Raw genomic sequence first — 19747 nt, 5'->3', positions numbered from 1 at the left:
TTGGCAAGTGCGGCATAGCTGGCGGGGTTTGGAACGGTCGCGTCGTTCATGCGTGGTCGCTCCTCAGTCATGAGAAATCTTGTTACGCAGCAGGAAGGTGCGTGCGAACAGGCTGACCGCAAGCACGAACAGCGTAAGCACCAGCGCGCCGGCCCAGGCGATGGATTCCCAGTTCTCGAAACCGCTGCCGGCGAACTTGAACATCACCAGCGGCACGGCGGCCATTTCCTCGGTGATGTCTGTGCTCCAGAAGCCGTTGCCGAACGCGGTGAACAGCAGCGGCGCGGTTTCGCCGGAGATGCGCGCCAGCGCCAGTAGGATGCCGGTGACGATGCCCGCCGACGCGCTGCGATACAGTACCTGCACGATCATCTTCCACTGCGGCACGCCCAGCGAGAGCGCGGCTTCGCGCATCTGCGCGGGGACGAGGCGCAGCATTTCGTCGGTGGTGCGCACCACCACTGGCAGTACGATGAAGGCCAGGGCCAGCGCGCCGGCAATCGCCGAGAACTGGTTCTGCGGGTTGGTGATCACTGCCGACACCGCGGCGTAGATGAAGAGACCCAGCACGATCGACGGCGCGGACAACAGGATGTCGTTGACGAAGCGGATCACCGTGCCGATCTTGCGGCTGTTGCCGTACTCGGCGAGCCAGGTGCCGGCGGCGATACCCAGCGGCGTACCGATGAGAATGCCCCCGGCGCACATCACCAGACTGCCGAAGAACGCGTTCTTCAGGCCGCCTTCTTCCATCGGTGCCGGCTGGTTCTGAGTGAACAGCGCCCAGTTCACACCGCCCAGGCCCTTGGAGATCAGCGTCCATAAGATCCAGCCCAGGAACATCAGGCCGAACAGCGCCGCGGCAGTGGCCATCACGACGGCCGCGCCGTTCATGAGGCGGCGGCGCAGGTAGAGACGATCGGAGGTGCGCATCGCTTGCGTGGTCGTATTCATCACTTGCCCTCCTTGCGTGCCAGCTGCATCAGCATCAGTCGAGCGACCGCGAGCACGATGAAGGTCACGATGAACAGCACGAAGCCGAGGAGCAGCAGCGCGGAGCGATAGTTTTCCGAGGCCTCGCCGAAGTCGTTGGCGATCAGCGCGGCGATCGTGGTGCTCGGTTCCAGCAGCGACTTGGTGAAGGTCACGCTGTTGCCGATCACAAAGGCCACCGCCATGGTTTCGCCCAGTGCACGGCCCAGACCCAGGAACATGCCGCCGATCACCGCCGAGCGCGTGTACGGCAGCACGATGTCCCAGCTCACTTCCCACTTGGTTGAGCCCAGCGCGTAAGCCGATTCCTTCAACCGGGTCGGCACGGTGAGGAACACCTCACGCATCACCGAGGAGATGAAGGGGATGATCATGATCGAGAGCACGATGCCGGCGGTGAGCATGCCCGCACCGATCGGCGGACCTTGGAACAGCGGGCCGATGACCGGCCAGGTGCCGACGTGATCGTTGAGCCAGGGGAAGATGCTTTCGCGCATCACCGGCATCAGGATGAAGAAGCCCCACATGCCGTAGATGATCGAAGGCACGCCCGCGAGCAGTTCGATACCCGAGCTCACCGGGGCGCGCAGCCAGCGCGGCGCGACTTCGGTCAGGAAGAAGGCGATGCCGAAACTCACCGGCACCGCGATGAGCATGGCAATGACGGCGCTGACGATGGTGCCGTAGATCGGCACCAGCGCGCCGTACTGGTCTTCGACCGGATTCCAGTCAGAGGAGATGAAGAAGTTCAGTCCTTCGGACTGCAGCGCACCGCGGCCGCCCCACAGCATCGAAAGCGCGGCGCCGGCCAGCGCCACCAGCACGAAGAAGGCGGTGCCGGTCAGCAGCCAGCGGAACAACTTGTCGTTGCGGGCATCGGCGACGTCGCGGGAGCTGGCGGCGGGAGCGGGGAGGGTGGGGGCGTTCATGGATCCTGCTGGTTGTGCTTCTGCTTGTTCGTCCCGCGCTGAGAGCGGGTCCATGGACCTGGATTTCGTAGTTCCGCGCGCCTAGGCGCCGGGCTTGGGCTGCGCGGCTATGAAATGATGTTTTTGTTACAGGGGAATGACATCGCGCCGCGACCCACGGGGGGCGCGACTTCGGCCTAAGTACCGTTGCACGTAGAAAAATCAACCAGTTGCGACTTCCGGCAGGTCTTGCAGATGCATCCCTCCTGCAATGACCCTGTCATTTCGCGGGTAATAAAAAAGGCGGGCCCGGAAGGCCCGCCTCTTCGTTTCCACATTCAGCTGGGAAATCAGAACTTCAGGTTCTGCGCCCAGTAGGCCTCGACCTGCTTCACCAGCGCTTCCGGCAGCGGGACGTAATCCAGGGCCTTGGCTTGGGCGTCGCCATTGGCGTAGGCCCAGCTGAAGAAGTCCTTGGCATTCTTGGCGCCAGCGGCGTTCTTCGGCTGCTTGTACATCAGGATGAAGTTGGTGGCGGTGATCGGCCACGACTTCTCGCCTGCGGCGTTGGTCATCACCAGGTAGAAGTCCTTGGCGTTCGCCCAGTCGGCGTTCGCGGCCGCGGCGGCGAAGCTTTCGTCGGACGGCAGCACGAAGTTGCCGGCTGCGTTCTTCATGCGCGAGTAGGCCATCTTGTTCTGCAGCGCGTAGGACAGTTCGACGTAGCCGATGCCGCCCTTGATCTGCTTCACGTAGGCGGCGACGCCTTCGTTGCCCTTGCCGCCGATGCCGACCGGCCACTTAACCGCAGTGCCTTCACCGACGGAGCTCTTCCACTCCGGGCTGACCTTGGACAGATAGTTGGCGAAGTTGAACGTGGTGCCCGAGCCGTCCGAGCGGTGCACGACGGTGATCTTGGTGTCGGGCAGCTGCACGCCGCCGTTGAGGGCGACGATCGCCGGGTCGTTCCACTTGGTGATCTTGCCCAGGAAGATGTTGGCCAGCGTCGCGCCGTCCAGCTTCATCGCGCCCGAAGTTACGCCCGGGACGTTGAGCACCGGCACCACACCGCCGATCACCGACGGGAACTGGGCCAGGCCGAACTTGGCCAGCTCATCCGGCTTCAGCGGGGCATCGGAGGAACCGAAATCGACCGTCGCCGCCTTGATCTGGGCAATGCCGCCGCCCGAGCCGATCGACTGGTAGTTGACCTTCTTGCCGGTGGTCTTGGCGTATTCGGCCGACCACTTCGACATGATGGGATAGACGAACGAAGCGCCGGCGCCGGTGACGTCGGCGGCGAACGCATTGGCCGCGAAGGTCGTGGCGAGGGCCAGGGCGGCGACGCGGAACTTGAGGGTCTTGAACACGAATGGACTCCTGAGAGAGACGACGGGACATCGCCCGTTCGCTGCGCATTCCATAACGGTTCGATGACAACCCTGCGTCTGAAATATTTCAGTTGAGTTACACCGGAGGAGCGGCGGCTCTTTGTTCAGGCGCCGGCAGTGCATCCAGCAAAAAGAAGGGGGCGCGGTTTTCACCGCGCCCCAAATGCATAACAGGAGAGAGTTGCTCGCTTACCAGTAGAACTGGGCGCGGGCTTCGATGATGTTCGGGTTGTCGTCGACTTCGCGGCGGCCGCTGGTCGACCACTTGGTGGAATCGACCTTCACGTAGTTCAGGGCGAACTTGAAGTTGGAGCGCCAGTACCAGTTCACGCCAGCCGTCCAGATGTTCTGCTTGCCGCCCAGCACGCCGGTGACCGCACCGGTGGTGGGGTTGCCGGTGCCATCGTTGAGGTCGAGCGTGTCGTAGCGCAGGCCGAGCTGGAACATGCCCAGGCCCGGTTCTTCCGGCAGCTGGGTGACCGGCACGCCGGCCTTGTAGCCCCAAGTCTCGCCGGTGATGTTCCACACGCCGCTGACGTAGGCGCCGTCGGTCTTGTAGTCGCCGTGGCCGGCGCCGTAGCGCTGCAGATTCGACTGGTAGTACTCGCCCTGCAGCTTGACCGGGCCGTGCACCCACAGGCCTTCGGCGCTGGTGATGCCGACGCGATCGGCATCCTTGATGTCGCCGCTGTCGACCAAGCGCTGCGTGGCCAGATCGGCATCCGGACGCGAGCGCAGGCGGAAGGTGTCGACGTCGGTGTCGTAGTTCACGTAGGCCAGGCCAACGTGAAGGATGTTGCCGGCTTCGTTGATCGGCGCCCAGGTGCCGCGCAGGCCGTAGCCCTGGCCAGCGGCGAGGTTGCGGCTCATTTCACGGCTGAAGTAGCTGCCGGTGACGCTCCAGTTGACGTCGCCGTAGCTGTAGGCGACACCGGTACGACGCGCCACGGCGAAGGTGTTGGTCACCGCGGCCTTGGAGATGAAGTCGTTGAAGCGCGTGCTCGACAGCTCTTCCAGGCTGTTGGGCTGCTTGTACTGGCCGACCTGGAGGTAGTGGTTGGCATTGCCGCCGATCTTGTACTTGACGTTGACGTCGAGCCACTTGCCGTTCGAGGCAACGGTCGAGGTGACGTTGGTGGCGCCGTTGTTGGATTCGTTGACGACCGTGGCCGACTTGGTGGCGCTCGGGTCATAGCCCAGGACCCACTCGATGTTGCCCGGGCCCTTGCCCTTGAGGATCAGTTCCGCGCGGCGGATGGCGAACTCGGCGTCCTTGCCGTTTGCACCGGCGCTGGCGCCGGCCGGGGCGGTGCTGGCGGAGTTCAGGTCGACGAGATCGTTGTCGTACCAGTTGCCTTCGGCCTGAAACAAGCCTTCGAAGCTGACCTCTGAACCGCCGATCACGTCGATGGCGATTTCGGCATGGGCCGCCGGCGCGAACATCGCGGCCAGCAGGGCAACGGAAAGGGTGCTGCGGGACAGTTTCATGGTTTAGCCCTTAGGGCGGTTGGAGAGGACCCGCGCAGGCTAAGTAGTGAAGATTGCGTAAATGTGACAGGGCTGACTTATTTCCCCGGGGTGACTGTTTGGTGACTTCAAGGGGTTGCTGTCGCAGATTTTTCTCGCCCGCCAATCGGGGACCCCTCGCCCCGCTTGCGGGGGTGAGGGCGTGCTGCTTGCGCGCCACTGGCGCGCGCACGCCTGAACGCCCTCGCGCTATGCGCGAGAGCCGGGGCGCGAAGCGCCGACAGCGTCGCGCAGCGACGCAGGGTGAGGGGACGCAGGCTCCCCCGGCTCCCCTCATCCGCCCGTTGGGCACCTTCTCCCCACAAGCGGGGAGAAGGGGGCCGCCTCAGTGAGTCAGGACTTCAGCGCGTCGCCGGCACCGCTTCGCCGGGCGTCTTGTCCGGAAACCGGCACAAGTCGCGAATGGCGCAATGCGGACAATCCGGCTTGCGCGCCTTGCACACATAGCGGCCATGCAGGATCAGCCAATGGTGCGCGTCCTGCCGGAAACGCATCGGCACCACCTTCTCCAGTTCCGCCTCGACCGCGCGCACGTCCTTGCCCGGCGCCAAGCCGGTGCGATTGGAGACACGGAAGATATGCGTGTCGACTGCGATGGTCGGTTCGCCGAACGCAGTGTTGAGCACGACATTCGCGGTCTTGCGACCGACGCCAGGCAGGGCCTCTAGCGCGGCGCGGTCGCGCGGGACTTCGCCGCCATGCTTCTCGAGCAACTGATGGGCCATCGCGACGACGTTGGCCGCCTTGGTATTGAACAGGCCGATGGTGGAGATATACGGCTTCAACCCGTCCACGCCCAACGCGGCGATTTGCGCGGGCGTGCCGGCCACTGGGAACAGCTTGCGCGTCGCCTTGTTGACACCCACGTCGGTGGCCTGTGCCGAGAGCGTCACCGCCACTAGCAATTCATAGGGCGTGGAATACTCGAGTTCGGTCGTCGGCTTGGGATTGAGTTCGGCCAGACGCGAGAACATTTCGTCGATCTGCGCAGGCGTCAATCGCGCCGGCATGCGCTTGGTCGTTTTCGTCGGGGCCGAACGGACCGGCTTTGCCGTCGCCTTGCTGGAAGCCGCTTTGGGGCTCGCCTTCCGGACGGTCTTCTTCGTCGCAGTCTTCTTCGCCTTCACCGCGTCGATCATGGTTTGTGGCGCTCCGCCGCACGTGCCTTGGCACGCGCCAGTGCGGCGGCGGCTGCGGAGGGCAGGGCGGGTTTGGCTGCGGGTGCCGTATCAGTGAGGCTCGCGGAGCCTGCTCGTGCGGCGGCGCGTTCCTGCGTGCGTCGCTGCAGACGTGCCTGTCGTGCGCGATAGCGCTCGCGCGCGGCAAGTGCGCAAGCACGCGCATCGCGTGCTTGCGCGATGCGGTGTCGGCATTCCTCGCTGCACTGGTGGCATGGACCTGCATCGAGCAGGCCCAATGCGAGCGCACGGTCGAGATCGTCTTCCGCCAAGGCCGCGGCGATGGCGTGGACGTTGGCGGATTCCGTTGCCGTGCATCCGCAGGTCGGGCAGGTAGCGATCATTCGCCCTTGAACGCAGGCTTGCGGCGCTCAATGAACGCCGAGGTGCCTTCGCGCATGTCCTGCGTCGAGAACATCAGGCCGAACTGCGCGGATTCGTATTCCAGACCTTCTTCGATCCCGCATTCGCCACCGATGTTGATGCAGTCGATCATGCCGCGTAGTGCGAGCGGGGCGGCGTTCGCAAGTTGCTCGGCCAGCTTCATGGTCTCGGCTTCGAGCTCGGCGGCCGGTACGACGCGATTGACCACGCCCAACTGCAATGCACGCGTGGCGTCGATGGGTGCGCCGACGAGGCACAGTTCGAGAGTGGCGGCGCGGCCGGCCAGACGCAGCAGGCGCTGCGTGCCACCGAAGCCAGGGATCAGGCCGAGATTGATTTCCGGCTGGCCGACTTTCGCCGTGTCCGCGGCGATGCGCAGATGGCAACACATCGCCAGCTCAAGGCCGCCGCCGAGTGCGAAACCATTGACCATCGCGATCACCGGCTTGGGCATGCGCTCCACGCGACGCATCATGCGTGTGCCGCGCAGCGAGAAGTCGCGGCCCTGCACCGGAGTGAGCGAGTTCATTTCAGCGATGTCGGCCCCGGCGACGAAGGCCTTGGGGCCGGCGCCGGTCAGCACGACCACGCGCACGGAGGCATCGTCGGCGGCGGCATCGAAGGCCACATGCAGGGCATCGAGCGTCGCGGCATTGAGCGCGTTCAGCTTGTCTGGGCGGTTGACGGTGATGACGCGGATGGCGCCGTGGTCGGTGATGCTGACAGGGGTGGTGGAGACGTTGGTTTCGGACATGGCGGCGTGGGAAATTTTCGCCTGCACGGAACTCCGGACAGGCATTAGGGTCAGAGGGGAGGCGTCAGTGGCGGTTAAGCCCGGGCGCCGTTATCCTAGCGCGCCCTTCCGGTCAACCGGACTGGTTACCGGTTTCGCGACACGCAAGGGCGCATCAGTTTGCCGGGCGGCGCAGGCCGCCTTTCTTTTCATAATGAGGTTTCAACGAATGAAGTTGCGTCTGATTGCTGCCGCCGTCGCGGCCCTGGTCCTCGCCGGCAACGCTGTCGCGCAGGATACTTCGACCGAGAAGGGCAAGCTGAGCTATGCGATGGGCTACGAACATGGCCTGAAGCTGGCGGACCTGGCCGCCAAGGGCGAACAGCTCGATCCCGCAGCAGTCGCCAAGGGCCTTCAGGATGCGATGGCCAAGAAGCCGGCTGCCGTGACTGACGAGCAGCTGCGCCCGGTGTACGAAGCCTTCCAGAAGCGTCAGGTCGAACGCGCGCAGAAGGCCAAGGCCGAATGGGACAAGCTCGCCGCCGACAACAAGGTCAAGAGCGACAGCTTCATCGCGCAGAACAAGGCCAAGGCGGGCGTGAAGGTCCTCCCCAGCGGCATCCAGTACCGAGTGATCGAAGCCGGCACCGGCGCCAAGCCCACGCAGGCCAGCACCGTGCAGCTGGAAGTGTCCGGCCCGTTCCTGCTGGGCATGCGTCCGCAGCAGCTGCCTGCGCCGGACAAGGTGCCGGGCGTCAAGATCAGCTCGGTGGAAATGCCGGCGATGCGCGAAGTCCTGCAGCAGATGCCGATGGGCTCCAAGTGGGAAGTCACGCTTCCTGCCGAGAAGTACCTCGGCGCCGACCCGCGTACCGGCTTCCCGCCGAACGTGGCGGTGCAGTTCGAAATCAAGCTGGTCAGCGTCAAGTAACGATTCGGCCCGTGCGCGCTCAGCGCGCACGGCTTTGCCGAAACGTTATCCCGGCATGCTCCAAGCCGGGATCCAGTTGTTGATCTAGCTGTTTCGTGTCGACATTGCGCCGGCCCCAAAGCCGGCGCAATGCATTTGAGAACCGTTGAAACCACCGTAAACTCACTGCAATGACGACTCAGTTCCGTGCCGTACTCAGCCCCTGCGTTGGCGTCTGCTTCCTCGGCGAAGATGGGCTGTGCGACGGCTGCCATCGCACCAACGCGGAAATCGCGCGCTGGTCGCAGATGAATGACGACGAGCGCCTGCATCTGATGGAAGCCGTGTTGCCCGAGCGTGAGTCGCGGCGCGGGTGAGCGCGGCGATTCCGGCAGTGCTTCCGCTCGATCGCATCACCGCGGCGCTGCATCCGCTGACTACTCCTCCCGAAGGCGATGGCTGGAACCATGCCGAGATCCTCGATCTTCTCCCGGCAGATCGCGCCCTCGTTGAAGCTGCCGTGCTCGTCGGCCTGGTTCCTCGAGACGAAGGGATCCAGGTCCTGCTGACGCGACGCACCGATGTGCTTCGTCACCATGCAGGGCAGGTCAGTTTTCCGGGTGGCCGGTTCGAGACCGAGGACGCCGATGCCGTGGCGGCCGCGGTGCGCGAAACCTTCGAGGAAGTCGGCATCGTCCCGGCGCAAGTCTCCCCGCTGGGTTACCTTGACGTTTACACCACCATCACTGGCTTCCGCGTACTGCCCGTGGTCGCGACGATCGCCACCGACTACATCGCCCGCCCGGATCCGAGCGAAGTGGCCGATGTGTTCGAAGTCCCGCTCGCATTCCTGCTGGATCCGGCCAATATCGCCAGCCTCGCGCTGGAACACCGCGGTCGCATGCGCCAGGTCTGGGAATTCCGCTATCCGGACCAGCGCATCTGGGGCGTTACTGCTGCCATCCTCTTGAATCTGCGCGAACGCCTGGCCGCCGTCGGCAGCTGACACTGGCTACATTGCACGCGTTCTAGAATTCCGTTCCCCTCAGAGGAGTCATGGACATGGGCTGGACCACCCTGGTGCAGGCGGAGACGCTCGCGATCGCCTTGAATCGTGCGGATCTGGCGATCGTTGATTGCCGCTATTCCAGCGCTAGTCCCGGTGCGGGCGAGCTCGCTTACCAGCATTCGCATATTCCTGGCGCGGTGTACGCGCACATGGACAACGATCTTTCAGACATGCATCGGCGTGGCGAGGGGCGGGGGCGCCACCCCTGGCCGGATGCCACGACTTTCACCGGGCATCTCGGTCGCTGGGGCATCACACCAAAGCATCAGGTAGTCGCCTATGACGATGGGGATGGATCCATGGCGGCGCGCTTCTGGTTCCTGCTGCGTGCACTGGGGCACGAGAAGGTCGCGGTGCTCGACGGCGGCTTCAGGCAATGGGACGCGCTGCATCTGCCGATGGATTCGGGAGTAGCGCGACCAAGGCCGACGACTTACACGGCGCAGTTCGATGAATCGCGACTACTGGATGCCACCCAGGTGCAGGCAGGACTCGACGCCGGCGAGCTGCTGGTGGACGCGCGTCCGGCGGATCGCTTCCGCGGTGAAAACGACACGATGGATCGTGTCGCCGGCCATGTGCCCGGTGCAGCCAATCGCCCGCTCGCGTTGAACCTCATCGGAGGTCGCTTCAAGACACCCGTGCAGCTGGCCGAAGAATTTCGCGCCCTGCTCGCGGGGCGCACGCCGCAGCAGGCGATCATGATGTGCGGCTCCGGCGTTACCGCCTGCCACAACCTGCTCGCGATGGAGCGAGCGGGTTTGGTCGGTGCGAAGCTGTATCCGGGCTCGTGGAGCGGCTGGATCGAGGACGAGTCGCACCCCGTCGCCATTGGTTGAAGGCAGTGCCGGTTGCCCGGCACTCGCGTTCAAATGATGACGTTCAGCGGCCGAGTCGTGCCACAAGCGCCTTGAGACCCGCCTGCGTGTCAGGCTCCGCCCACGCATCGATGAAGCGATCCAGACGCATGTTCTCCACCGACATCGCGGCGACCAGGTCCGCGCGCGCGATGGCCCGCGTCTGCAGCACAGGTTGGCGCGGCAGCTTGAGTAGTGCCTGCAGCCACGCCACCGAACGCGCCACCACCTGATCGGCCGACACGACTTCGTCGACCAGCCCGATCGCCAGTGCGCGCTCGGCATCGACGAGTTCTCCGGTGGCCAGGAGCACGCCGGAACGATGCTTGCCGACGGTGCGATCCATCAGTTGCTGGATGCCGGCCGGCGCGACCAGGCCGACCTGGGTTTCGTTGAGCCCGATACGGAACGGCTTGGCAGGATCATCCGAGCGCGCCATCACGCGGTAGTCGCAGCACAGCGCAAGCACGCATCCGCCCGCCGGGGCATGGCCGGTGAGCGCGGCCACGACCGGCACGGGCGAATTGGCCAGTGCGCGAGCCGCGGCGAAGAATGCGCCCCAGGCGGACATCAGGGCGGCGCGGTCGTCGCCCAGCGACAACAGATGCGGGACATCGAGACCGGCCGAAAATACCTTCGAATTGCCCGAAACCACCAACGCGTGTGCGCCACCCGAAACGGCCTGGGCGATGCCGTCCTGTAGTGCGTGGCACAGCTCGGGATCGAGTGCATTGACCGGCGGACGGGCGAGGTGCAGTTCGACGACGTTGCTGTCGTGGCGGATGGTTTCGATGGCCATGAGAAAGGTCGTCACGGAAGGGGAGCGTTATCATAGGCGCATGAACCTGTTCCGAGCCTGCGCTCTAGCGCTCAGCCTGGCCTTCGCCTTCGTCCTGCCCACGCATGCGCGCGAGTGCGCGCCCTATGTACGCGACGGCTGGATCCGCCTGATGCCAGTAAAGATGCCGATGATGGCCGGCTTCGGCCGCATCGAGAATCGTTGCACGAAGCCAGTGACGATCGTCGGTGCCAGCAGTCCCGCTTTCGGTGACGTGTCGCTGCACGAGACGCGCCTGGTCGATGGCGTGAGCCGCATGCGCGCGCTGCCGGAGTTGCGCATTGCGCCGGACGGCGCCGCCGTGTTGAAGCCGGGCGGCATGCACCTGATGCTGATGGAGCCGCACGTGCCCTTGAAGGAAGGCACCCGCGTGGTGATCGAGTTCAAGCTGAAGGACGGCGGCGTTCTTCGCGGCGAGCTCGAAGTCCGCAAGCCCTGAGCCGGTTTGCCCCGCATCCCCGCCCGCGGTTTGACGCCTGGCGCGGGAATCATCGCTGCTCCGTGTGCGATGCAAGCCGCGATGCCAAAGCCGGGAGCATAGAAGCGGGCAGCGTCCACGGCACCTGACAAGGTTTACAGCTGCGATTGTTGGCGGGCATTTGTAGATTCCCGCCATTGCGGCCGGGCCATGGGGGCTGATGGGGCTGTCTGCAGACTTGGCCAACTGGAGTAAGTGGAAATCCCGATGGCGCGGCGCAAGCGGATCAGCCAGGCTGCCTGCCGGTCGTCACTTCAGCAGGCCCAGCACCACTGCCCGAACCACCGCCGCGGTCTTGTTGGCCGCGTCCAGTTTCATCATGGCGTTGTTGATATGGAAATTGACCGTCCGCTCCGAAATGTTGACGATCTGCGAAATCTCGCTCGCCGTCTTGCCTTCGGCAGTCCAGCGCAGCACTTCCACTTCTCGGGCAGACAGCGCCTGCCCGGTTCGAGGCACCAGTTTCTCGCCCATGCAGCGTGTCATTCCATGATGTGCCAGTTGAGTGAGCCAAAGCATCCTGCCGGTCTTGTCCTTCAACTCGGCCTCGGTGAGCTCGTCGTCGGAGCGCGCGCCAGCGTGAGCATGCCGCGCACGCCATCCTGACTCGCCGACGATTGCGCCCAGCCGAAACGCAGCCCGAACTAGCGCGCGTTTTCCAAAGCTCCCGCGAATCGGAGAACATCTCATCGGACCAGGCCGCCGGAAGCACCGAGCGGGTTGATGCGATGACACTAGGATCTACTTCGAGATAATTCTTCTCTTGATAAAGCTTCTGCCGAGCGACCGGATAGTTATTGAGCACCAACGTCCTGGGACGGGTGAGCGGCCAGGGTGTGCGAATTCCGTAGGCGCAATAGTCGAAGCCCAGTCCACGCGCAGCTGCCGCGATCGCTTCGAACATCTTTTCTTCGGTGCCTGCCGAAAGCAGCGCTTGCAGCTGCTCTTCTTGCATCCATCCATAGGCGCTCACTCCATGAAAGCCTTGTATGACTGTCAGAAATAACACTAACACGATGCAACAAGCCTATGTACCGTGTGTGTCCTCGGATTTTCCGATAGGTGACATGGGCCAAATCAACGCTGCACTGCCAGGAATTGCAATCCAGCCATGATTGCGCTATCGGCAGATGGTCACGTGCGCTTGACGCTCGCCACATTGCTTGATCTGCGTCTTGTCCATTTGATTCCGGTCTAGACGACGAAAACCTGCCTGCTCCCTGCCAGGGCGCGACCCTGCCCGCCATTTCAGGCTATACGGAGTGGGTGAACTAGTGCGCGAGGGCGAACCGCGCAGCAATGTCATGTTGCTTGACAGCCATGGGCGCGATCTTGGCGCGGAGAAGACGTCGCTGCTTCTGGAAGCTGCGGTCGATTCATTCCAATGGTTCCGCATCACCCGCGAGGAGTGGGAAGGCAAGCGCGACGGCATCGTCGTCTTCAACAGCGACGCGCCTTCATCGCCAAGCAATACGTCGAATGGTTCTCCACGCCGCAGGATGCGATCGGCCAGGAGTTCAAGCAAGGCGAAATCGATGCCGTCGCTCGCGTGACTGCAACACCGCTGTGGGGGCTGATCTAAGCAGGTCGAATCTCACCAGGTGCGCGCGTAAGCGGCGGACAGATGGCCGAGCGCGTATATCTCGGCGCCACCTCGCATGGCTACGCCGCGCAGCCGCTGTGTTATCCGACCGAAGTGCCCGCCCGGGCCAATGAACTCAAGGCGCTGGCAGGCCTGAATGCAGCGGCCGAACCGCTGTTCCTGTTCCGTCTGGGTAAGTCCGATCACGTGGCCCGGTCGGCGCGTCGTGACCTCAAGGACGTGATCGTGTGATCCGAGGAGGCGGAAGCCGCATGGGCGCCGGGTGGGGCGCCCATGCGGTGGACTTCTGCCTGGTACGCCTTACTGCATGGCGCTGCGAACGGTGTCCGGTAGCGCAATCGGCCGACCGCTGGCGCGATCGATCCATACGACCACCACGTTGCCATCGCAATACAGCGTGGCGCCGTCTTCCGACATGATGCGGTGCCCGATGGTGATGCTGCTGGTGCCGATGCGATCGGTGAACAGCTCGACCACGACTTCCGACGGATACGGAATCGGCATCCGGTAGTTCAACTGCACGGCCGCGAGCAGCGGCGCCATCTGCTCGTTGACCCATTCGCCATTCCAGCTCGCGAACCAGCGGATGCGCGCCTCTTCAAGATAGGTCAGGAAGTTAGAATTGTTGACGTGATTGAACGCGTCCAGGTCGCGCCAGCGCAGCGCGATGGGCATGCGGAACAACACGGGGCGCTCGGATTCGGGCGTGGTCATGCAGCGGATTTTTTCTTTGCGGGCTTGCGAGGTGTTTCGCCGGGCGTGATGCCCAGCAGCGGGGCGAGGAAGCGGCCGGTGTGCGAGTGCTGCAGCTGCGCGATGTCTTCCGGCGTGCCGGTGGCGAGGATGGTGCCGCCGCGGTGGCCGCCTTCGGGGCCGAGGTCGATCACCCAGTCGGCGGTCTTGATCACGTCGAGGTTGTGTTCGATCACCACGATCGTGTTGCCGTCATCACGCAACTTGTGCAGCACGCTGAGCAGGTGCTCGATGTCGTGGAAGTGCAGGCCGGTGGTGGGCTCGTCGAGGATGTAGAGCGTACGGCCGGTGTCGCGGCGCGAGAGCTCCTTCGACAGCTTCACGCGCTGCGCTTCACCGCCGGACAGCGTGGTCGCGCTCTGGCCGAGCTTGATGTAGCTCAGGCCCACGTCCATCAGCGTCTCGAGCTTGCGCGAAATCGATGGGATAGCCTCGAACAGGTTCAGCGCATCCTCGACGGTCATCTCGAGCACGTCGTTGATGTTGTAGCCCTTGTAGAGGATCTCCAACGTCTCGCGGTTGTAGCGCTTGCCGTGGCAGACGTCGCAGGGCACGTACACGTCCGGCAGGAAGTGCATCTCGACCTTGATCAGGCCGTCGCCCTGGCACGCCTCGCAGCGCCCGCCGCGTACGTTGAAGCTGAAGCGACCCGGCGAATAGCCGCGGGCGCGTGCTTCAGGGACTTGCGCGAACAGTTCGCGCAGCGGCGTGAACAGGCCGGTATAGGTCGCGGGATTCGAACGTGGCGTGCGGCCGATCGGCGACTGATCGATGTCGACGACCTTGTCCCACAGGTCCAGGTTCTCGTGCGACTCGAATGGCGCAGCAGTATGCGAGGCGCCGTTGAGCTCATTCGCCGCGATCGCGAACAGCGTGTCGTTGATCAGCGTCGACTTGCCGGAGCCGGAGACGCCGGTGATGCAGGTGAACAGACTCGACGGAATGGCGAGGTCGACGTTCTTGAGGTTGTTGCCGGTAGCGCCGCGCAGATGGAAGGTCGCCTTCGGGTCGGGCTTGTTGCGCTTGGCCGGAACTTCGATCTTTTTCTTGCCACTCAGGTACTGGCCGGTGATCGAGCGCGGCCCCTTCAATATGTCGCTGAGCTGGCCTTGCGCCACGACTTCACCGCCGTGCACGCCAGCGCCGGGGCCGATGTCGACGACGTGGTCGGCGAGGCGGATCGCATCCTCGTCGTGTTCGACGACGATTACGGTGTTGCCGAGGTCGCGCAGGCGGGTGAGGGTGCCGAGCAGGCGCTCGTTATCGCGCTGGTGCAGGCCGATCGAGGGCTCGTCGAGCACGTACATCACGCCGACCAGGCCGGCGCCGATCTGCGAGGCGAGGCGGATGCGCTGCGCCTCACCGCCGGAGAGCGAGTCGGCCTTGCGTTCCAGGGTCAGATAGTCGAGCCCCACGTCGACCAGGAAGCGCAGGCGATCGGTGATCTCCTTGACGATCTTGATCGCGATCTCGCCGCGCCAGCCGGGCAGGTTGAGGCCCTTGAAGTGCGCCAGCGCCTCGTCGATGGGCAGCACCACGATCGACGGCAGCGGCTTCTCGGCGACGAACACGTTGCGCGCAGCGCGATTGAGGCGCGCACCGGAGCACTCCGTGCAGGAACGCTCGCTGATGTACTTCGCCAACTCTTCGCGCACCGCCGCGGATTCGGTCTCCTTGTAGCGGCGCTCCAGGTTGGGAACGATACCTTCGAAGCGGTGCTTGCGCTGGTGTCGCGTACCGCTCTCGCTGGTGTAGGTGAAGCTGATCAGGTCGTCGCCACTGCCGAACAGCACCGCGTCGCGCGCCTTCTCGTCCAGCGACTGCCACGCCGTGTCGACGCTGAACTTGTAGTGCTTGGCGAGCGACTGGATCAGGGCGAAGTAGTAGGCATTGCGGCGATCCCAGCCGCGCACGGCGCCAGCCGCGAGCGAGAGTTCCGGGTGCACGACCACGCGTGATGGGTCGAAGAACTGCGCTACGCCAAGGCCATCGCAGGTCGGGCAGGCGCCCATCGGCGAGTTGAACGAGAACAGGCGCGGTTCCAGCTCCGGCAGCGAGTAGTCGCAGACCGGGCAGCTGTACTTGGAGGAGAACAGCAGCGGTTCTGCCTCGGGCTTGTCCAGCGAATGCACCGCGGCCATGCCGTCGCCGAGCTTCAGCGAGGTTTCGAAGGACTCGGCCAGGCGCTGCTTGATGTCGTCGCGCGGCTTGAAGCGGTCGATGACGGCTTCGATGGTGTGCTTCTGGCGCAGCGCGAGCGGCGGCACGGCATCGATTTCGTGCAGCACGCCGTCCACGCGCACGCGCACATAGCCCTGGGCGCGCAGCTGTTCGAAGATCTGCGCATGCTCGCCCTTGCGCTCGCGCACGACCGGCGCCAGCAGCATGTAGCGCTGCTCCGGATCGAGCGTGAGCACCTGATCGACCATCTGGCTGACGGTCTGGGCTTCCAGCGGGTAGTGATGATCCGGGCAGCGCGGGGTGCCGACGCGCGCGTACAGCAGGCGCAGGTAGTCGTAGACCTCGGTGATCGTGCCCACGGTCGAGCGCGGGTTGTGCGAAGTGGCCTTCTGCTCGATCGCGATCGCGGGCGAGAGGCCCTCGATATGGTCGACGTCCGGCTTCTCCATCACGCTCAGGAACTGGCGCGCATACGCCGACAGCGACTCGACATAGCGGCGCTGGCCTTCGGCGTAGATGGTGTCGAACGCGAGCGAGGACTTGCCAGAACCGGACAGGCCGGTGATGACGATCAGCTTCTCGCGCGGCAGATCGAGATCGATGTTCTTGAGGTTGTGCGTCCGCGCACCGCGGATGCGGATGAAATCCAGCGCCATTGACTGTGGGGATCCGGGGGCGAACAGGGGAGCGTAGCGAGGGGAGTAAGTTGGGGCAAATGTCGAGAACCCCAGTCTGGGCGATGCGGGTCGCGTCAGCTGCGACGGCGGGCGTGCGATGCCCGTTCAGGCGGCCTGCGAGCGCCTGAAAGTCTGAAACCAGCCAATCGGCTGGTTTTCCTTCTCGTGTCTCGACCCCATCCGGTCAGGTGCGGGGCATTTCCTAGCGCTGGGCGCGCCGCACTCGCGTATCCGGGAGCCGCTTCGAAACTTTCTTGGCCGGGTTCGGTTGCATCTGCGGTTTCGGCGTGCCAGCGCAGCCGGTCCGGTAATAGATGATGTAGGTGCCGGTGACGGTGCCCAGGTCCTTGCAGCCATCGCCGTTGAAGTCGGCGATATGCGATGCGGTCATGCTGGGGGTTCGGCCCCAGCCGTCGTTTTCGGGGAACACCGGGTGGCTACCGTCGAAGGTCCCATCGCCGTTCGCGAAGACCAGATTGACGTAGCTGGGATGGAAGATCACCAGGTCGTCGTCGCCGTCGTCATCGAGATCCGACGCCTGCATGCTGGCCACCATTCCGGCATCGCGGGCGTAATGGTGGACGGTCGTTGGAGCCATGCCCTGCGGGCCGTGCGTGAAAAGTCTGATCAGGTTGTCTTTGTAGCCGGTGTTGCTGTCGATATCGACCCAGTCGCTGTACAGGACGGCGATTTCGCCCGCGGGCCGAGAGCTGGAGAAGTGGCCGAACGCCAGGGCTTCGGGATACCGCGGAGCAGCCGTGATCCGTTCCGGCTCGGTGAAATAGTGATCGGGCGTGCCCAGATTCAGGTCGACGATACCGAAGCCCATCGGCGCCACGCCCAGCATGTCCTGACGACCATCGGCATTGGCGTCCGCGAGCGCAAACCCGCTGCCGACGGCGCCCACGTCAGCAAAACTCAGCACATAGACCGGAGGGGCGAAAGCCAGGGAGCCGTTACCCTTCATTATGGCGACGCCGTCAATTCCACTGTGCGCCAGAAGCTCGACGTGGCCATCGCCGTCGAGATCCGCCACACGGATCATGCCCGCGCCGAGCGGGCACGGGATGCGGGCGGCTTCGCGATATACGCCATCGACGCCGCGCTGGAGCACGGCCAGATCCGTACTTCTGGCGACGCGTACGATGATTTCCGCGCGGTTGTCGTGGTCGAGGTCGGCGAAGGCCAGCGCGACTGGGCTGTAAGCCACGATGTTGTCCGGGGCATACGTTTGCCGCGCCGCCTGCGCCATCGTGCCGTCCGGCTGCTGTTCGTACAGGTAGAACTGATTGTCGAGGCTGACTGTGCTGCTGCGGCCAAAGCCCGTGGTGAAAAAGAGGACATCGGTGCGGCCGTCGCCATTGGCGTCGGCGGCTGCGGCGGACACCGCTTCGCGATTGAAGTTGGAGTTCTGTTCCATCGGCAGCTGCACGCCTGGTGCAAACGCGACCGCGGCCTGCGCCGGTCCGGATGAAAGCAGTGCCGCAGCAACGATAAGCCAGGGCAGACAGCGAATGGGGAGCATGGCGTTCATTCGATCAGTAGGTCACTTGCCCGCGCGGGCCCGGCACTGACGGTTGCAAGTGGACTGCGCGGACCTGCAGCCGGTTGTTGTGGGGATTGGTGTCGGCAGCGTCATCCAGCAGGAAGGCAGTGGTTTGCAGTTCCACCGAACGCCCGGGCGCAACGCTGACCTCGAACATGAAGGTGCGGGTTTGGTTCGGCCCCAGGGCGGGGACGAGACAGTCGAACATGCGCCGTGGCAGGTCCGCCGTGACCGCGATGCAGCCGGTCGGCGGCCGGACCTTCAGCGCCAGCGTGGTGTCCTCGCGCGCCGCGGGAGCAATCGTCACCCGCAGAACCCGTTCAGTCGAACTGGCGGCTCCGGCGACATGCACGACCCGAGCTGTGGCGCGACCACGGCCGAACGTGGCATCCACACGCAAGTCAGGCGCTGGCAGGCAACCGCGGCCGCGGAAATAGAGCAGACTGGCTTCGAGTTCACCCTGACGTCGCTTCAGCGCCAGCAGGTCCCGGCAACCGTCAGCGTTCATGTCGGCGACGAACAACTGGGGGGACTCCGCCTGGAAGGCCACCTGCTTCGAGGTGATCGTGAACTCGCCTGGGCTCGTCTGCAGGAATGTATCCAGCCAGCTTTGCCCGCCGTAGTCCAGGTGCTGCGATAGAAGCACGAAGTCGTTGAGCCCGTTGTTGTCGAGGTCGGCGATCTGCGGTGCGCCGGGCATGAACAGCTCACCCCACTGGCCAATCTGGGAAAACCGGTTTTGTTCGGTCTGCAGTTCGATGCGGATTCCGGCGCCGCTGTTGTCGACCGAGATGCGATCCGGTCTGCCATCGCCATCCAGGTCGCCGTAGCTGTCCAGCGTGAGATTGGTGCGGCCGGTGGCATCGGTCGTGATGGGCTGCATGCTCATCTGCCGATACGGTTGCTGGCGGAACAGGCACTGCGTCGGACAGTTGCCCTCGATGGCGTCGAAGTAGCCATCACCATCCAGGTCCACGCGTTGCCGGACCGGCGGCGTTCCTGAGTACGAGTAGTTGCCGCTGAGCAAAGAATCGGTGACGCCCGAGTAATAGAACGGGTCGCTGTGGTAGCGCTTCAGGTCGTCGCGGCCACGGACGAGGGTGTGGTACCAGATGACGTAGCGGTAATCGATCCCCGCCACGGCGCCGTCGTCCCGTAGATAGGTAAAGAACAGGTCGTCATGCCCGTCCTGATTGATATCCACGAGACTGTAGGCCTCGTCCTCGATACGACTGGTATTCGGGTCGTCGAGCCAGCCCTCCTGATATCGCTGCGTGACCTGCATCGTGCCATCGGCGAGCAGCTTGAGGATCTGGAAACCGCCTCGCTGCACCGTGGGATCGCTGACGCTGCTCTTGTAGATGATTTCCAGCGCTGGGTCGCTGTCGAAATTGATCAGCTTGAGCTGGTCCGGGAAACACTGGCAGGCGTGGAACCGTGGGAACTCGAAGCTGCCACCGCGCCGCTGCAGCGTGATCGCGACTCGGCCGTTGACCGGGTCGTAGGGCGAGGGTTGTGTGCGATGCAGGGTGACGATGTCGTCCAAGCCGTCGCCGTTTACATCGCCCACCGCCATTTGTTCGAGATCGGCGAACAGTTTGTCCTCGGTGAAGATGCGCAAGGGTTCATCGAATTCGTGCGCCGAAGCTGCTCCGATCCACAACCACAGTGCCGCCGCGGCGATGCGGCCCGCCAACCCTTTCCCAATAGCCATTGCCCCT

Annotated in this window: 17 protein-coding genes and 3 pseudogenes; 6 read left to right on the top strand and 14 right to left on the bottom strand. The window is 64.2% G+C overall.

Going from position 1 to position 19747, the window contains the following annotated elements:
* Nucleotides 1-63: 63 nt before the first annotated feature.
* The 7 genes from pstA to ACYVGK_RS10155 form a co-directional block, all read right to left on the bottom strand.
* Nucleotides 64-954, bottom strand: a complete 891-nt coding sequence (gene pstA, locus ACYVGK_RS10185) for a phosphate ABC transporter permease PstA (RefSeq protein ID WP_460733267.1) — start codon at nucleotides 952-954, stop codon at nucleotides 64-66.
* The gene (gene pstC / locus ACYVGK_RS10180) at nucleotides 954-1922 is read right to left on the bottom strand and encodes a phosphate ABC transporter permease subunit PstC (RefSeq protein ID WP_460733265.1); all 969 of its coding nucleotides are present in this window, start codon (nucleotides 1920-1922) and stop codon (nucleotides 954-956) included. The genes pstA and pstC overlap by 1 nt, the downstream gene beginning before the upstream one ends.
* A gap of 329 nt (nucleotides 1923-2251) precedes the next feature.
* The gene (gene pstS / locus ACYVGK_RS10175; RefSeq protein ID WP_460733263.1) at nucleotides 2252-3325 is read right to left on the bottom strand and encodes a phosphate ABC transporter substrate-binding protein PstS; all 1074 of its coding nucleotides are present in this window, start codon (nucleotides 3323-3325) and stop codon (nucleotides 2252-2254) included.
* A 156-nt stretch (nucleotides 3326-3481) separates the two neighbouring features.
* On the bottom strand, nucleotides 3482-4780 hold the full coding sequence (locus ACYVGK_RS10170) for an OprO/OprP family phosphate-selective porin (RefSeq protein ID WP_460733261.1): 1299 nt from the start codon (nucleotides 4778-4780) through the stop codon (nucleotides 3482-3484).
* 380 nt (nucleotides 4781-5160) lie between these two features.
* On the bottom strand, nucleotides 5161-5829 hold the full coding sequence (nth, locus tag ACYVGK_RS10165) for an endonuclease III (protein WP_460733481.1): 669 nt from the start codon (nucleotides 5827-5829) through the stop codon (nucleotides 5161-5163).
* Nucleotides 5830-5954: 125 nt separating this feature from the next.
* Nucleotides 5955-6341 (bottom strand): hypothetical protein, encoded by a 387-nt coding sequence (locus tag ACYVGK_RS10160; protein WP_460733259.1) that lies wholly within the window; start codon nucleotides 6339-6341, stop codon nucleotides 5955-5957.
* Nucleotides 6338-7135, bottom strand: coding sequence for an enoyl-CoA hydratase/isomerase family protein (locus ACYVGK_RS10155; protein ID WP_460733257.1), 798 nt, complete (start codon nucleotides 7133-7135; stop codon nucleotides 6338-6340). Before ACYVGK_RS10155 ends, ACYVGK_RS10160 begins: the two co-directional genes overlap by 4 nt.
* A gap of 208 nt (nucleotides 7136-7343) precedes the next feature.
* On the opposite strand from ACYVGK_RS10155, the gene ACYVGK_RS10150 reads away from it, so the two are divergent.
* The 3 genes and pseudogenes from ACYVGK_RS10150 (at nucleotide 7344) to ACYVGK_RS10140 (ending at nucleotide 9932) form a co-directional block, all read left to right on the top strand.
* The gene (locus tag ACYVGK_RS10150) at nucleotides 7344-8045 is read left to right on the top strand and encodes an FKBP-type peptidyl-prolyl cis-trans isomerase N-terminal domain-containing protein (RefSeq protein WP_460733255.1); all 702 of its coding nucleotides are present in this window, start codon (nucleotides 7344-7346) and stop codon (nucleotides 8043-8045) included.
* 170 nt (nucleotides 8046-8215) lie between these two features.
* Nucleotides 8216-9030: pseudogene (locus tag ACYVGK_RS10145) on the top strand (CoA pyrophosphatase).
* Nucleotides 9031-9086: 56 nt separating this feature from the next.
* On the top strand, nucleotides 9087-9932 hold the full coding sequence (locus ACYVGK_RS10140) for a sulfurtransferase (protein ID WP_460733253.1): 846 nt from the start codon (nucleotides 9087-9089) through the stop codon (nucleotides 9930-9932).
* Nucleotides 9933-9975: 43 nt separating this feature from the next.
* Here ACYVGK_RS10140 and ACYVGK_RS10135 read toward each other — a convergent pair whose 3' ends face one another.
* Nucleotides 9976-10749, bottom strand: a complete 774-nt coding sequence (locus tag ACYVGK_RS10135) for an enoyl-CoA hydratase/isomerase family protein (protein WP_460733479.1) — start codon at nucleotides 10747-10749, stop codon at nucleotides 9976-9978.
* Between the two features lie 40 nt (nucleotides 10750-10789).
* Between ACYVGK_RS10135 and ACYVGK_RS10130 the strand changes: the two genes are divergently transcribed.
* Nucleotides 10790-11227, top strand: coding sequence for a copper chaperone PCu(A)C (locus ACYVGK_RS10130; RefSeq protein ID WP_460733251.1), 438 nt, complete (start codon nucleotides 10790-10792; stop codon nucleotides 11225-11227).
* 288 nt (nucleotides 11228-11515) lie between these two features.
* Here ACYVGK_RS10130 and ACYVGK_RS10125 read toward each other — a convergent pair whose 3' ends face one another.
* Nucleotides 11516-11740, bottom strand: coding sequence for a helix-turn-helix domain-containing protein (locus ACYVGK_RS10125; protein ID WP_460733249.1), 225 nt, complete (start codon nucleotides 11738-11740; stop codon nucleotides 11516-11518).
* Nucleotides 11741-11912: 172 nt separating this feature from the next.
* Nucleotides 11913-12170: pseudogene (locus ACYVGK_RS10120) on the bottom strand (autoinducer binding domain-containing protein); the annotation flags it as partial.
* Nucleotides 12171-12540: 370 nt separating this feature from the next.
* Between ACYVGK_RS10120 and ACYVGK_RS10115 the strand changes: the two are divergent.
* On the top strand, nucleotides 12541-12819 hold the full coding sequence (locus ACYVGK_RS10115) for a DUF4902 domain-containing protein (RefSeq protein WP_460733247.1): 279 nt from the start codon (nucleotides 12541-12543) through the stop codon (nucleotides 12817-12819).
* A gap of 71 nt (nucleotides 12820-12890) precedes the next feature.
* Complete coding sequence (locus ACYVGK_RS10110; protein WP_460733245.1) at nucleotides 12891-13100, top strand: hypothetical protein; 210 nt, start codon at nucleotides 12891-12893, stop codon at nucleotides 13098-13100.
* Between the two features lie 69 nt (nucleotides 13101-13169).
* Here ACYVGK_RS10110 and ACYVGK_RS10105 read toward each other — a convergent pair whose 3' ends face one another.
* The 4 genes and pseudogenes from ACYVGK_RS10105 to ACYVGK_RS10090 form a co-directional block, all read right to left on the bottom strand.
* Nucleotides 13170-13583: an acyl-CoA thioesterase gene (locus ACYVGK_RS10105; protein ID WP_460733243.1), complete on the bottom strand. Its 414-nt coding sequence runs from the start codon at nucleotides 13581-13583 to the stop codon at nucleotides 13170-13172.
* 17 nt (nucleotides 13584-13600) lie between these two features.
* A pseudogene (gene uvrA, locus ACYVGK_RS10100) lies at nucleotides 13601-16459 on the bottom strand (excinuclease ABC subunit UvrA); the annotation flags it as partial.
* A gap of 223 nt (nucleotides 16460-16682) precedes the next feature.
* Nucleotides 16683-18005, bottom strand: a complete 1323-nt coding sequence (locus ACYVGK_RS10095) for an FG-GAP repeat domain-containing protein (protein ID WP_460733241.1) — start codon at nucleotides 18003-18005, stop codon at nucleotides 16683-16685.
* 13 nt (nucleotides 18006-18018) lie between these two features.
* Nucleotides 18019-19740 (bottom strand): hypothetical protein, encoded by a 1722-nt coding sequence (locus tag ACYVGK_RS10090; RefSeq protein ID WP_460733239.1) that lies wholly within the window; start codon nucleotides 19738-19740, stop codon nucleotides 18019-18021.
* Nucleotides 19741-19747 lie beyond the last annotated feature (7 nt).

Source organism: Lysobacter tyrosinilyticus, from assembly GCF_054779815.1.
The sequence above is the reverse complement of the archived record's forward strand: the minus strand, read 5'-3'. Positions and strand labels throughout refer to the sequence as shown.

Coding starts and splice junctions, on each gene's coding strand:
- pstA (WP_460733267.1), bottom strand. CDS start 954: ATGAATACGACCACGCAAGCGATGCGCACCTCCGATCGTCTCTACCTG.
- ACYVGK_RS10105 (WP_460733243.1), bottom strand. CDS start 13,583: ATGACCACGCCCGAATCCGAGCGCCCCGTGTTGTTCCGCATGCCCATC.
- pstS (WP_460733263.1), bottom strand. CDS start 3,325: ATGGAATGCGCAGCGAACGGGCGATGTCCCGTCGTCTCTCTCAGGAGT.
- ACYVGK_RS10110 (WP_460733245.1), top strand. CDS start 12,891: ATGGCCGAGCGCGTATATCTCGGCGCCACCTCGCATGGCTACGCCGCG.
- ACYVGK_RS10130 (WP_460733251.1), top strand. CDS start 10,790: ATGAACCTGTTCCGAGCCTGCGCTCTAGCGCTCAGCCTGGCCTTCGCC.
- ACYVGK_RS10135 (WP_460733479.1), bottom strand. CDS start 10,749: ATGGCCATCGAAACCATCCGCCACGACAGCAACGTCGTCGAACTGCAC.
- ACYVGK_RS10090 (WP_460733239.1), bottom strand. CDS start 19,740: ATGGCTATTGGGAAAGGGTTGGCGGGCCGCATCGCCGCGGCGGCACTG.
- pstC (WP_460733265.1), bottom strand. CDS start 1,922: ATGAACGCCCCCACCCTCCCCGCTCCCGCCGCCAGCTCCCGCGACGTC.
- nth (WP_460733481.1), bottom strand. CDS start 5,829: ATGCCGGCGCGATTGACGCCTGCGCAGATCGACGAAATGTTCTCGCGT.
- ACYVGK_RS10150 (WP_460733255.1), top strand. CDS start 7,344: ATGAAGTTGCGTCTGATTGCTGCCGCCGTCGCGGCCCTGGTCCTCGCC.
- ACYVGK_RS10160 (WP_460733259.1), bottom strand. CDS start 6,341: ATGATCGCTACCTGCCCGACCTGCGGATGCACGGCAACGGAATCCGCC.
- ACYVGK_RS10095 (WP_460733241.1), bottom strand. CDS start 18,005: ATGCTCCCCATTCGCTGTCTGCCCTGGCTTATCGTTGCTGCGGCACTG.
- ACYVGK_RS10125 (WP_460733249.1), bottom strand. CDS start 11,740: ATGGGCGAGAAACTGGTGCCTCGAACCGGGCAGGCGCTGTCTGCCCGA.
- ACYVGK_RS10140 (WP_460733253.1), top strand. CDS start 9,087: ATGGGCTGGACCACCCTGGTGCAGGCGGAGACGCTCGCGATCGCCTTG.
- ACYVGK_RS10155 (WP_460733257.1), bottom strand. CDS start 7,135: ATGTCCGAAACCAACGTCTCCACCACCCCTGTCAGCATCACCGACCAC.
- ACYVGK_RS10170 (WP_460733261.1), bottom strand. CDS start 4,780: ATGAAACTGTCCCGCAGCACCCTTTCCGTTGCCCTGCTGGCCGCGATG.